The organism is Pseudomonas sp. NFX183 (assembly GCF_047943075.1).
GTDB lineage: Bacteria > Pseudomonadota > Gammaproteobacteria > Pseudomonadales > Pseudomonadaceae > Aquipseudomonas.
On sequence record NZ_CP181333.1, the window covers coordinates 662,259 to 675,086 of the forward strand.

A 12,828-nucleotide genomic window follows, 5' to 3' on the forward strand; every position below is an offset into this window, starting at 1 on the left:
GTCGTCATGCGTCATCAGGTACATGATCTGATCGCGCCGGTGCCAGGCACGGCGCGGCAAATTCACAGTTTCCACTTCGGCCCGGAACAGGCTGAAGGCAAGGTCTACATCCAGTCATCGCTGCATGCCGACGAACTGCCGGGCATGCTGGTGGCCTGGCACCTCAAGGCCCGCCTCGCCGAGTTGGCGGCGGCCGGCAGGCTGCGCAGCGAAATCGTGTTGGTGCCAATTGCCAACCCGGTGGGCCTGGAGCAAGTGTTGATGGATATTCCGCTGGGCCGCTACGAGCTGGAAAGCGGACAGAATTTCAACCGCCGGTTTGTCGACCTCAGTGAAGAGGTGGGTAACCAGGTCGAGTATTTGCTGGGGGATGACGCGCAGCACAACGCCCGTTTGATCCGTGCCGCGCTGTCCAATGCCCTCGCCCGGCAATCGGCCGACACCCAGTTGCAATCCCAACGCCTGGTGCTGCAACGCCTGGCCTGCGATGCCGACATGGTGCTTGACCTGCATTGCGACTTCGAAGCCGTGGCGCACTTGTACACCACGCCCGAAGCCTGGCCGCAGGTGGAGCCGCTGGCACGCTACATCGGCTCGGAAGCCAACTTGCTTGCCACCGATTCCGGCGGGCAGTCCTTCGATGAATGTTTCACCCTGGTGTGGTGGCAGTTGCAGCAACGCTTTGGCGAGCGCTTCCCGATTCCCATGGGCAGCTTTTCGGTGACCGTCGAGCTGCGCGGCCAGGGCGACGTCAACCACGGCCTGGCCCGCCTCGACTGCCAGGCGATCATCGACTACCTGATCCACTTCGGCGCGATTGAAGGCACCGCGGCGCCACTGCCCCCATTGCCCTACCCGGCCACCCCACTGGCGGGCGTCGAGCCTGTGACCACGCCCGTTGGCGGTTTGCTGGTCTTCAGCGCCCTGCCCGGTGAATACCTGGAAGCCGGGCAATTGATCGCCGAAATCATCGACCCCCTTACTGACCGCGTAACGCCCGTGCACTGTAAAAGCGCCGGCCTGCTTTACGCCCGTTCGCTGCGGCGCATGGCCACGGCCGGCATGGTGATCAGCCATGTCGCAGGCCATGAAGCCTACCGCAGCGGCTACCTACTTTCGCCTTGAGGATGCAAGCCCCATGTACAAATTGACCGTTGAAGGCCTGCATAAAAGCTATGGCGACAATGAAGTGCTCAAAGGTGTCTCGCTCAAGGCCAAGACCGGTGATGTGATCAGTTTGATCGGCGCCAGCGGTTCGGGCAAAAGCACCTTTTTGCGCTGCATCAACTTTCTGGAAACCCCCAACGACGGCGCGATGACCCTCGACGGCCAGCAAATCCGCATGGTCAGCGACCGCCACGGCATGCGCGTGGCCGACGACGCCGAGCTGCAACGCCTGCGCACACGGCTGGCGATGGTGTTCCAGCATTTCAACCTGTGGAGCCACATGAGCGTGCTGGAGAACATCACCATGGCGCCGCGCCGGGTGCTGGGTTGCAGCAAAAAGGACGCCGAAGACCGCGCCCGTCGCTACCTCGACAAAGTCGGCTTGCCGGCGCGCGTGGCCGATCAATACCCGGCGTTTTTGTCTGGTGGCCAACAGCAACGGGTGGCCATCGCCCGCGCCCTGGCCATGGAGCCGGAGGTGATGCTGTTCGACGAGCCGACCTCGGCCCTCGACCCGGAGCTGGTCGGTGAAGTATTGAAGGTGATCCAGGGGCTGGCCGAGGAAGGCCGCACCATGATCATGGTCACCCACGAAATGAGCTTTGCGCGCAAGGTGTCGAGCCAGGTGCTGTTCCTGCACAAGGGCCTGGTGGAAGAGCAAGGTGCGCCTGCGGATGTGCTGGGCAATCCGAAGAGCGAGCGCCTGCAGCAGTTTTTGAGCGGCAATTTGAAGTAAACCTTTGCGGCGCCTGGAGGGTCTCTGAATGAGAGCCTCCAGAGCGTCAGCCCATCCATGGCAAAACCCCTCGACTTCGCAAAACACTGGTTTGCCGCCAAGGGCTGGAAACCGTTCGCCTTTCAGAAAGCGGTATGGGCGGCCGTCAAGCAGGGTCAGTCAGGCTTGCTGCATGCCAGCACCGGCGCGGGTAAAACCTATGCACTGTGGTTTGGCGCCCTCAATCGCTTCGCCATCACTCGCCCGCCCGCCACCGGCAAACGCAAACCGCCGGCTGAGCCGCTGACGGTGCTGTGGATTACACCCATGCGCGCGCTGGCCGCCGACACTGCACGCGCCCTTGAAGCGCCGCTGGCGGCCCTGCAGATTCCCTGGAGCGTCGGCCTGCGCACCGGCGATACCAGCAGCAGCGAACGCGCACGCCAAACCCGCCGTCAGCCCACCGCGCTGGTTACCACGCCGGAAAGTCTTACGTTGATGCTGGCGCGTGCCGACAGTGAATCGAGCCTGGCGCAGTTGCGCATGGTCATCGTGGATGAATGGCACGAACTGATCGGCAACAAGCGTGGCGTGCAGCTGCAACTGGCGCTGGCGCGCTTGCGGCGTTGGCATCCGGAACTGATGGTGTGGGGAATTTCGGCGACGCTGGGTAATCAGGCTCACGCACTGGAGGTTTTGGTCCCACAAGGTGGCGGGATCAACGTGCAGGGGCAAACGGCCAAAACGCTGCAGGTCGATACCTTGTTACCGCCTACCACCGAGCGTTTTCCCTGGGCCGGGCATATTGGTTTGAAGATGTTGCCGCAAGTCGTCGCCGAAGTTGACTCCAGCAGCAGTTGCCTGGTGTTTACCAACACGCGGGCGCAGTCGGAGATCTGGTACCAGGCGTTGCTCGAGGCGCGTCCGGATTGGGCGGGCGTGATCGCGCTGCACCACGGCTCACTCTCGCGCGAAACGCGCGACTGGGTGGAGCGAGCCTTGAAAGACGGCCAGCTCAAAGCGGTGGTGTGCACCTCCAGCCTGGATTTGGGCGTGGATTTTCTGCCGGTGGAGCGCGTGCTGCAAATCGGCTCGGCCAAAGGCGTGGCGCGCTTGATGCAGCGCGCCGGACGCTCCGGCCACGCACCAGGGCGGCCGTCCCGGGTGACGCTGGTGCCGACCCACAGCCTGGAGCTGGTGGAAGCGGCCGCCGCCCAGGACGCGATCGCCCAACGGCGCATCGAAGCCCGTGAATCGCCTTACAAGCCGCTGGACGTGCTCGTACAGCATTTGGTGAGCATGGCGCTGGGCGGAGGCTTTACGCCGGACGCGCTGCTGGCGGAAGTGCGCGGGGCCTGGGCTTACCGTGACCTCACGCAAGCCGACTGGGCCTGGGCGTTGGGTTTTGTGCGCCATGGCGGATTGTCGCTGACGGCTTACCCGGATTACCGCCGCGTGGAGCCCGATGAGCACGGCGTGTGGCGCGTGCCGGATGCACGCCTGGCGCGGCGCCATCGCATGAGCGTAGGCACCATCGTCAGTGACGCGAGTATCCAGCTGAAATTCTGGAGCAAAGGCGGCGGCGGCAAGAACCTGGGCAGTGTCGAGGAAGGCTTTATCGCACGGCTCAAACCCGGTGATGGTTTTCTGTTCGCCGGGCGTTTGCTGGAGCTGGTGCGCGTGGAAAACATGACTGCTTACGTGCGTCGCAGCACTGCGAAAAGAGCCGCCGTGCCGCGTTGGAATGGCGGGCGCATGCCGCTTTCCAACGAGCTGGCGCAGGCGGTGGTCGAGCGTTTTGATGCGGCGGCGCACGGGCATTTTGACGGCCCGGAAATGCAGGCGGTGCAACCCTTGCTGCAAACCCAGTTGCGCTGGTCGGGCCTGCCGACGCGCAAGCATTTACTGGCCGAAGCCCTGAAGTCGCGGGAAGGATGGCACGTGTTTCTTTACCCCTTCGCCGGACGCCAAGTGCATCTGGGCCTGGCCAGCCTGCTGGCGTGGCGGGTCAGCCAACAGCAGCCGGTGACCTTTTCGATTGCGGTGAATGATTACGGGCTGGAGCTGTTGAGCGCCACGCCGGTGGATTGGCCATTGCTGCTGAACGAAGCGTTGTTGAGTCCGCAAAATTTGCTGACCGACGTCATAGCCAGCCTGAATGCCGGGGAACTGGCCCTCAGGCGCTTTCGCGAGATCGCGCGCATCGCCGGGCTGGTGTTCGCGGGTTACCCCGGGGCGCCAAAAAGCACGCGGCAGGTTCAGGCCTCCAGCGGATTGTTTTTTGAAGTGTTCAAGCAATATGACCCGCAGAACCTGCTGCTGACCCAGGCCGGGGAAGAAGTCCTGCGTGATGAGTTGGATATTCGTCGGCTGGAACAGACATTGCGCCATCTGGCCGCGCTGAAACTGGACCTGCACCTGATCGAACGGCCTACACCGCTGGCCTTCCCACTGCTGGTTGAGCGGATGCGCGAGAGCATGAGTTCGGAGAAACTTTCGGAGCGCATTGCACGGATGGTCAAGGACCTGGAAAAAGTCGCAGATAACGGGAAACGCTGATGCACTGTTCGGTAATGCTTGAGGGAGAAGAGCTGTGGCTGCTGCCGGAAAAGGCCGTGTACTGGCCCTCACGTCGGTGCCTGCTGATTGCCGACGTGCATTTTGGCAAGGCCTCCGCCTACCGCAGCCTTGGGCAACCGGTGCCCCAAGGCACCACGACTGAAAACCTGCAACGCCTGGACCGGCTGTTATCGGCCTTGCCGTGCGAGCAGGTGATCTTTCTCGGTGACTTCCTGCACGGCCCCGGCTCTCACGCCAGCGGCACGCTGAGCGCCTTGAGAGCCTGGCGTGAGCGCAATCGCGACCTGAGCCTGACGCTGATTCGCGGCAATCACGATAAACGCGCAGGTGACCCACCGGCCGACTTGGGCATCGAGGTGGTGCCGGAGCCTTTGCTGATGGGGCCGTTTGCCCTGCAACACGAACCGGACGCGCATGCCAGCCACCATGTACTGGCGGGGCATGTGCACCCGGTCTATCGATTGCGCGGCCGGGGCCGGCAGAGCTTGCGCCTGCCGTGCTTTCAGCTCGGGTCGCAGATCAGCCTGCTGCCGGCGTTTGGCGCCTTTACCGGGGGTTATTCAGTGGAACAGCGCGACGATCGGCAGATATTTGTGATCGGCGATGAGGACGTATGGCCGGTGTGCTGAAGAACCGGCCATGTCTCCTGCCCTGAACGATCAGGCGACAGGCGCGGGTGGCGGCTCATCGGGGAGCGTCGGTTCACCAGGCTCGGTGGGCGGTTGCGGCCAATCTTGATCAGGTTGACCAGGGATGCCGCCCGCATACGCAGGGTCGGCCATCAGGGACCAGGCCAGAACACCAATCTGGTTGGGTTCAAGCCGGGCGAGTTCGGCGCTGATTCGCGGGTCGATCTTCATAAAGTACTCCTCAAGCGTGGCTCGGCGCGTTTTGCACGCACCGAGGCAGTACACCCAATAGAGTCACTTCCCGCAGACTAATTCCCTTAACGTGTAAGACCTTTCGATTAAGCGCGTGGGAGTGTGACGCCACGCTGGCCCTGATACTTGCCGGCGCGGTCCTTGTAGGAGACTTCACAAGCCTCGTCGGACTGCAGGAACAGCATCTGTGCCACGCCTTCATTGGCGTAGATCTTGGCCGGCAACGTGGTGGTGTTGGAGAACTCCAGGGTCACGTGACCTTCCCACTCGGGCTCAAGCGGCGTCACGTTGACGATAATGCCGCAGCGCGCGTAGGTGCTTTTACCCAAGCAGATAGTCAGCACGTCACGCGGGATGCGGAAAAACTCCACGGTGCGCGCCAGGGCGAAGGAGTTTGGCGGGATGATGCACACGTCGCTCTTGACGTCGACGAAGCTCTTCTCGTCGAAGTTCTTAGGGTCGACGATCGCCGAGTTGATATTGGTGAACACCTTGAATTCATCGGCGCAACGCACGTCGTAGCCATAGCTGGAAACACCGTACGAAATCACCGGAGCGTCGCCGGCGCCACGGATCTGGCGTTCAACGAACGGTTCGATCATGCCGTGCTCTTGCGCCATGCGGCGAATCCACTTGTCCGATTTGATGCTCATGGCGGGTGTCCTGAATAGCGAGGTGGAAAAATTCTGTTGGGCATCTTACCGGGGCCGGCTGCGGGGTTCAAAGGGCGCGGGGCTTTTCTTGATGAATGCACCGGCTGCTGCAAGCCGCAGCCAACAGGGCCGGGGCTTATAGTGCGGTCCCCTGTGACTGTAAATACCACCGCCAGTCACGAAAATAGAGAAACCTTCGGAAATACCATTGGCACGTTCCGGAAAAAGGGTTAAGGTGGCGCCACTGTGCTGCTTGTGTCACTGAGAATCTCTACACGATATGTTGAATTTCGATCCAACCATCTCCAAGAATTTTTCCTGCTCTTTGCACTCAGTCTCGGCCAGGGCTTTTCCTGAGTCGCAGTTAACTTTGTCCAAGGAGATACACCATGTCTAATCGCCAAACTGGTACCGTTAAGTGGTTCAACGATGAAAAAGGCTTCGGCTTCATCACTCCACAATCCGGTGACGATCTGTTCGTTCACTTCAAAGCTATCCAATCCGACGGCTTCAAAAGCCTGAAAGAAGGCCAACAGGTTTCTTTCATCGCTACCCGCGGTCAGAAAGGCATGCAAGCTGAAGAAGTTCAAGTTATCTAACTTGTACTGACTTAGTCGAAAAAACCCCGCCCTCAAAAGCGGGGTTTTTTTATGCCCGGGATTTGACCCTCACGCAGACGTAATGCCGGGCACAAAAAAATGTGGGAGCGGGCTTGCTCGCGAATGCGATGGATAAGTCGGCACATCTGTCGACTGACACTCCGCATTCGCGAGCAAGCCCGCTCCCACACTTAGTCCCGCGTCGCTTATTGGAACAACGACTCACTCGACAAGCCATTCTTCTCCAGGATCTCACGCAAGCGCTTGAGGCCCTCTACCTGGATCTGCCGCACCCGCTCACGGGTCAGACCGATCTCCAGGCCTACGTCCTCCAGGGTACTGCTCTCATGGCCGCGCAGGCCGAAGCGGCGAATCACCACTTCACGCTGCTTGTCCGTGAGCTCAGACAGCCACTGGTCAATGCTTTGGGAAAGATCATCGTCCTGCAACAGTTCGCAAGGATCCGTCGGACGATCATCCGTCAGGGTGTCCAGCAGGGTTTTATCCGAATCCGGACCCAGCGAGACATCGACCGAAGACACGCGCTCGTTCAGGCCGAGCATGCGCTTAACCTCGCCTACCGGCTTTTCCAGCAGGTTGGCGATCTCTTCAGGCGAAGGTTCATGATCGAGTTTTTGTGTCAGCTCACGCGCCGCCCGCAGGTAGACGTTGAGCTCCTTGACCACATGGATCGGCAACCGGATCGTGCGGGTCTGATTCATGATCGCCCGTTCGATGGTCTGACGAATCCACCAAGTGGCATAGGTCGAAAAGCGGAAGCCCCGCTCAGGGTCGAACTTCTCCACCGCCCGAATCAAGCCCAGGTTGCCTTCCTCGATCAGGTCCAACAGCGACAGCCCACGATTGACGTAGCGTCGGGCGATTTTCACCACCAGGCGCAAGTTACTTTCAATCATGCGTTTGCGCCCAGCCGGATCGCCTTTTTGCGACAAGCGCGCAAAATGGACTTCTTCTTCGGGAGTGAGCAGAGGGGAAAAGCCGATTTCATTGAGGTACAGCTGCGTCGCGTCGAGCGCCCGCGTGTAGTCAATGTACTTGTGTTGCTTTAACGCGGTGGAGTTCTTGGATTTGGTGCGAACTGAAGGTGTAGCAGACCCTTCATCATTCGACATCGATTCCTTTTCGGTGAGTATCTCCATTTCAAGGAGAACCTCATCGTCGATGTCAAACTCCGGCGCTTCTTTACTGAGAGCCATTGTTATAGTCCTTTGGTGAGTTCGACCTCAAGCTCAAGCGACGCCTCTATCCTTGGCAACGCTGGAGCCTGTTCCTTCTACGTGAGGGAACAGGCTGTGCAACACATCAACGACGGGGAAGGAATTGCAGCGGATCTACAGGTTTCCCTTGGCGGCGAATCTCAAAGTGCAGTTTCACCCGGTCTGTACCAGTTGACCCCATTTCGGCAATTGTCTGTCCGACTTTGACTTGCTGCCCCTCCCGAACCAACAGCCTGCGGTTATGACCGTAAGCACTGACGTAGGTATCGCTGTGTTTGATGATGACCAGTTCGCCGTAGCCCCGCAAACCACTCCCGGCGTACACCACTGTCCCATCAGACGCAGCTAAAACAGGCTGTCCCAAATCCCCGGCGATATCAATGCCTTTATTCAAACTACCGTTTGAAGAGAATTTTCCAATTAACACCCCGTTTGAAGGCCATCCCCAACCGGTCGGGGCAGGCCCTGCAGGCGGCAACGGCGCAGGCGCCGGTTTGCTCGCAACGCTAGGCGCGGCGGTGCCTGCAGGCCGGGTAATGATCGTGGTTTTGCTCGAAGACGACGGCGAAGATCCGGAATTTGTCACAACTGTCGTAGGCGTTGAACCGGTGCGCCCATCGAAACGAATGGTCTGACCTGGATGTATCGTATAGGGCACAGGAATATTGTTACGAGCTGCGAGCGCCTTGTAATCCCAGCCGTAACGGAAGGCGATCGAGAACATCGTGTCCCCCTTTCGCACTACATACTGCCCGGTGGTGACCGTCGGTTTTTGCGGCGCTGCTTTATTGCGGTCAACCACCCGCGCACCGCTCGATGGCGTGCTCGAACAGGCCGCCAATAAGGAACTCAAGACAAGGCCAAGCACCAGTCGCTGAAAGCTTGTTTTACTCATACGCTGCGCAGGACCTGTGAGACTCACCCGCCGCTCCCTTTGTGGTGGCTGAACATGAACGCCTGTATCAGGCTTGAAATATGACGCAAGTATAACTGGGCATTGGATTTTTACCGGCACACGACTGAAACGAAAAATTCATCATGTTTAAACCCGGTTTCCCATCATGTTGACTCTATAAGCCCCGCTGTAAGACACATCCCCACCCACAGAATTCACTGTTTGCGAATAAATGATCAGGCCAGCGGGCCATTGAGCAACGGTACAAAGCGCACGGCGCCCAGTACGTGCCGGGAAAAGCCTTCGTCTTCCCGGATAATGAGCATCAATTGTTGCACTTCGCCGGAGCCCACCGGGATAACCAACCGCCCGCCAGGTGCCAGTTGATCCAGCAACGCCTGCGGTACATCGGTAGCAACGGCGGTAACGATGATGCCGTTATACGGCGCCAGCGCCGGCCAGCCTTCCCAGCCATCGCCCCAGCGAAACACCACGTTACGCAGGTTGAGCTCCACCAGGCGCTCCTTGGCGCGGTCCTGCAGGACCTTGATGCGCTCCACCGAGAACACCCGCTCCACCAGTTGCGACAGCACGGCAGTCTGGTAGCCCGAACCGGTGCCGATCTCCAGCACTTTGTCCAAAGGCCCCGCCGCCAGCAACAGCTCACTCATGCGCGCGACCATATAAGGCTGCGAAATGGTCTGGTTGTGGCCGATGGGCAATGCGGTGTCTTCATAGGCCCGATGCGCCAGGGCTTCGTCGACAAACAGGTGGCGTGGTGTGCGCCGGATGACTTCCAGCACCTGGGCGTTCGACAGCCCTTCTTCGTACAGGCGCTGGATCAAACGCTCGCGGGTACGCTGCGAGGTCATCCCGATGCCACGGCGCAGCAGGTCGTCTTGTTCACGCGCCATCAACGCAGCCCCTCGAGCCAGCCATCGAGACTACTGAAGGCATCACTGAAAGTGCGATCAAGCTGCAACGGGGTAATCGATACATAACCTTGCATCACCGCATGAAAGTCTGTGCCCGGGCCACCGTCCTCGGCGTCGCCGGCTGCCGCAATCCAATAACCTTCCTTGCCGCGCGGATCGACCACTTTCAGGGGCGCGGCCGCACGGGCGCGATGGCCCAGGCGCGTCAGTTGGATGCCGCGAATATGGTCGAGGGGCAAGTTAGGGATGTTGACGTTGAGCACTGTGCGCGGCGGCAGGTCCAGGGACCCGTGGGCCTCCACCAGTTTGCGGGCGAAATACGCCGCCGTCGCCAGGTTATCCAGCTGCCGCGAGGCAAAGGAAAAGGCGAACGAGGTGCGGCCCAGGAAACGCCCTTCAAGCGCCGCCGCCACCGTACCGGAATACAGCACGTCATCGCCCAGGTTGGCGCCGAGGTTGATGCCCGACACCACCAGGTCCGGCTCCTGCGCCAACAAGCTGTTGATCGCCAGGTGCACGCAATCGGTGGGCGTACCGTTCACGCTGATAAAGCCATTGGCCAGAACCTGCGGGTGCAACGGACGGTCGAGCGTCAGCGAACTGCTGGCGCCGCTCTTGTCCTGGTCCGGGGCAACCACCACACACTCGGCGTAATCTTCCAGCGCAGCATAAAGCGCGGCAAGGCCGGGTGCGGTGGCACCGTCATCGTTTGATATCAGAATACGCATGGGCTGTCCGTCTGCCCCACCGGCACCAGATCAACAAGCTCGCGCACCAAGACAGTGGCGAAGCATCCGGCCGGCAGGACGAATTCCAGTTGCAGAATGTCCAGCGAGGGATAATGCCACGTCAACCCGCCAATGGGCAGTCGCAGAATGCGACGTTCCTGGCTCATGCCGGCATTCACCAGCCAATCGCGCAGGTCGGCTTCACCGTCGGCGATTGCCTGTTCCAGCGCGAAGGTTGCCCCCGACGCCGGCGAATCGCCTTCGCCCCACTGCGGCCCTGTCGGGTGCAGGTCCAGAATCGCCAGGCGCGGGTCGCTGCATTCAGCCTCCCCCGCCGGGAAAAAACTGCGGCTGTCAGTAAACGCCAGCAAGTCGCCGACCTGGGCGCGCTGCCAGGAACCGTCTGCAACACGTGCCGCCAGGACTTTATTGAAGAGAAAACTACGCGCGGTAGACAGCAGCCGCGAGCGCACATTGCGCTGCTCCGGCAAGGCCTTGCGGGCCGCCCATTCACGCGCGTCCGCCACGTTGCCGCCGTTGTGGCCGAAGCGCTGGGCGCCGAAGTAGTTGGGGATGCCGTGCTGGGCAATCTGCTGCAAACGCGCGTCGATGGCGGAGGTGTCGCCAGCCAACTGGGTCAGGCGCAGGGTAAAGCCGTTGGCCGAATGCGCGCCACGCTGCAGCTTGCGTTTGTGACGGGCCATCTTGAGGATTTTGAGGGTGTCGTTCTGCGCACCGCTCATGTCCGGATCGGCCTTGCCCGGCAGTTGCACGCTGAACCACTGGCGCGTCAACGCCTGGCGATCTTTGAGCCCAGCATAGCTGACGGTACGCAGCGGCACGCCGGCGGCCTTGGCGATGCGCCGCGCGGCTTCTTCGGTATTCAAACCGCGCTTTTCAACCCACAGCCACAGGTGCTCGCCGTCGCCGGTCAGCGGAATATCCAGCACTTCGTCTACCTGGAAATCTTCAGCCGTCGCTTTTAATACCGCGCTGCCCAAAGCCTCGCCGTAGGCCCGCGGGCCCAACAGTTGCAAGTCATTCATGCGCGCAGCAACAAGGCAACGGAGTGCACCGCGATGCCCTCTTCCCGTCCGGTAAACCCGAGTTTTTCGGTGGTGGTGGCTTTCACGTTGACTTGATCCAATTCAATTTGCAGATCCGCGGCAATCAGTGCGCGCATCGATTCGATATGCGGGGCCATTTTCGGTGCCTGGGCCACGATGGTGTTGTCGACATTCCCGACCTTCCAGCCCTTGGCGTGGATCAGGCCGACCACATGGCGCAGCAGGACGCGGCTGTCCGCCCCCTGGAAGGTAGGGTCGGTGTCTGGAAAGTGCTTGCCGATATCGCCTAACGCCGCTGCGCCGAGCAAGGCATCGCTCAAGGCGTGCAATACAACGTCGCCGTCGGAATGAGCGAGCAACCCATGGTGGTGTGCAATGCGCACGCCGCCCAAGGTGATGAAATCGCCTTCAGCGAAACGGTGCACATCGTAGCCGTGGCCAATACGCATAAAAAAACGCCCCGATTTAATTCAGGGCGTGATTCTACCTACTTTTGCCTCACATTAACCGAGCAAAGCACGCCCATGATGTCGCAAATGATCTTCGATGAAGCTGGCGATAAAGAAGTAGCTGTGGTCATAGCCGGGTTGCAGGCGCAGTTCGAGCGGATGGTTGGCCGCCTTGGCCGCTTGCTGCAGGGCCTCAGGCTTGAGCTGCACGGCGAGGAAATCGTCGCGGTCGCCCTGATCCACCAGCAATGGCAACTTTTGCGAGGCCTCGCTGATCAGCGCGCAGGCGTCCCATTCACGCCATTTCGAGCGTTCTTCGCCCAAATAACGCGAGAAGGCCTTCTGGCCCCACGGGCAATCCATCGGGTTGTTGATCGGCGAAAACGCCGACACCGACTGATAGCGCCCGGGGTTGCGCAAGGCACACACCAACGCACCGTGGCCGCCCATGGAGTGGCCGCTGATGCCGCGCTTTGCCGATGCAGGGAAATGCGCTTCAACCAACGCAGGCAATTCCTGCACCACGTAGTCATGCATCCGATAGTGCTTGGCCCAAGGTTCCTGCGTGGCATTCAGGTAGAAGCCGGCCCCCAGGCCAAAATCCCAGGCATTGTCAGGGTCGCCCGGCACGCCGGGCCCACGCGGGCTGGTGTCCGGAGCAACGATGATCAACCCCAGCTCGGCGGCCACACGCTGGGCACCGGCTTTTTGCATGAAGTTTTCGTCGGTGCAGGTCAAGCCGGACAGCCAGTACACCACCGGCAGCTTGCCGCCCTGCTCCGCTTGCGGCGGCAGGTAGACAGCAAAGGTCATGTCGCAACCGAGCACGTGGGAGCTGTGTTTGTAGCGTTTATGCCAGCCGCCAAAACTCTTTTGGCAGGAGATATTTTCCAGGGTCATGGGAATGCTCCCAGCGGCAAG

The 12,828-nt window shown here is 60.5% G+C and carries 14 protein-coding genes; 5 read left to right on the forward strand and 9 right to left on the reverse strand.

The annotated features are described in order from the left end of the window. The first annotated feature begins 6 nt into the window (after nt 1-6). From ACM530_RS03240 to pdeM, 4 genes are read left to right on the forward strand one after another with little or no spacing between them, the layout of a single operon-like run. Nucleotides 7-1,125, forward strand: coding sequence for a succinylglutamate desuccinylase/aspartoacylase family protein (locus ACM530_RS03240; protein WP_404487237.1), 1,119 nt, complete (start codon nt 7-9; stop codon nt 1,123-1,125). A 13-nt stretch (nt 1,126-1,138) separates the two neighbouring features. Beyond that, nucleotides 1,139-1,903 (forward strand): ABC transporter ATP-binding protein, encoded by a 765-nt coding sequence (locus ACM530_RS03245; protein ID WP_106577143.1) that lies wholly within the window; start codon nt 1,139-1,141, stop codon nt 1,901-1,903. 57 nt (nt 1,904-1,960) lie between these two features. Continuing rightward, on the forward strand, nt 1,961-4,441 hold the full coding sequence (locus ACM530_RS03250) for a ligase-associated DNA damage response DEXH box helicase (RefSeq protein WP_416364259.1): 2,481 nt from the start codon (nt 1,961-1,963) through the stop codon (nt 4,439-4,441). Continuing rightward, nucleotides 4,441-5,091, forward strand: a complete 651-nt coding sequence (gene pdeM / locus ACM530_RS03255; protein ID WP_404487236.1) for a ligase-associated DNA damage response endonuclease PdeM — start codon at nt 4,441-4,443, stop codon at nt 5,089-5,091. Before ACM530_RS03250 ends, pdeM begins: the two co-directional genes overlap by 1 nt. A gap of 30 nt (nt 5,092-5,121) precedes the next feature. Here pdeM and ACM530_RS03260 read toward each other — a convergent pair whose 3' ends face one another. Further along, nucleotides 5,122-5,322 carry a hypothetical protein gene (locus ACM530_RS03260; protein WP_106577146.1) on the reverse strand — a complete coding sequence of 67 codons (201 nt, stop codon included), beginning with the start codon at nt 5,320-5,322 and terminating at the stop codon, nt 5,122-5,124. 107 nt (nt 5,323-5,429) lie between these two features. Beyond that, nucleotides 5,430-5,996 (reverse strand): dCTP deaminase, encoded by a 567-nt coding sequence (gene dcd, locus ACM530_RS03265; RefSeq protein WP_106577147.1) that lies wholly within the window; start codon nt 5,994-5,996, stop codon nt 5,430-5,432. A 389-nt stretch (nt 5,997-6,385) separates the two neighbouring features. On the opposite strand from dcd, the gene ACM530_RS03270 reads away from it, so the two are divergent. Continuing rightward, a complete protein-coding gene (locus tag ACM530_RS03270; RefSeq protein WP_002554837.1) occupies nt 6,386-6,595 on the forward strand; it encodes a cold-shock protein in 210 nt (69 codons plus the stop codon). 206 nt (nt 6,596-6,801) lie between these two features. Here ACM530_RS03270 and rpoS read toward each other — a convergent pair whose 3' ends face one another. The 7 genes from rpoS to fghA all read right to left on the reverse strand — a co-directional run bounded on the left by rpoS (nt 6,802) and on the right by fghA (nt 12,807). After that, nucleotides 6,802-7,812: an RNA polymerase sigma factor RpoS gene (rpoS, locus tag ACM530_RS03275; RefSeq protein WP_016974430.1), complete on the reverse strand. Its 1,011-nt coding sequence runs from the start codon at nt 7,810-7,812 to the stop codon at nt 6,802-6,804. A 106-nt stretch (nt 7,813-7,918) separates the two neighbouring features. Further along, nucleotides 7,919-8,755, reverse strand: coding sequence for a peptidoglycan DD-metalloendopeptidase family protein (locus ACM530_RS03280; protein WP_145161907.1), 837 nt, complete (start codon nt 8,753-8,755; stop codon nt 7,919-7,921). A gap of 209 nt (nt 8,756-8,964) precedes the next feature. After that, nucleotides 8,965-9,600: a protein-L-isoaspartate(D-aspartate) O-methyltransferase gene (locus ACM530_RS03285; protein ID WP_169850588.1), complete on the reverse strand. Its 636-nt coding sequence runs from the start codon at nt 9,598-9,600 to the stop codon at nt 8,965-8,967. Between the two features lie 41 nt (nt 9,601-9,641). Further along, nucleotides 9,642-10,391 (reverse strand): 5'/3'-nucleotidase SurE, encoded by a 750-nt coding sequence (gene surE, locus ACM530_RS03290; RefSeq protein WP_145161904.1) that lies wholly within the window; start codon nt 10,389-10,391, stop codon nt 9,642-9,644. Beyond that, nucleotides 10,379-11,437, reverse strand: coding sequence for a tRNA pseudouridine(13) synthase TruD (gene truD / locus ACM530_RS03295; protein ID WP_416364260.1), 1,059 nt, complete (start codon nt 11,435-11,437; stop codon nt 10,379-10,381). The genes surE and truD overlap by 13 nt, the downstream gene beginning before the upstream one ends. Next, nucleotides 11,434-11,907 (reverse strand): 2-C-methyl-D-erythritol 2,4-cyclodiphosphate synthase, encoded by a 474-nt coding sequence (gene ispF, locus ACM530_RS03300; protein WP_313057500.1) that lies wholly within the window; start codon nt 11,905-11,907, stop codon nt 11,434-11,436. The genes truD and ispF overlap by 4 nt, the downstream gene beginning before the upstream one ends. 54 nt (nt 11,908-11,961) lie before the next feature. After that, the gene (fghA, locus tag ACM530_RS03305; protein ID WP_416364261.1) at nt 11,962-12,807 is read right to left on the reverse strand and encodes an S-formylglutathione hydrolase; all 846 of its coding nucleotides are present in this window, start codon (nt 12,805-12,807) and stop codon (nt 11,962-11,964) included. Nucleotides 12,808-12,828 lie beyond the last annotated feature (21 nt).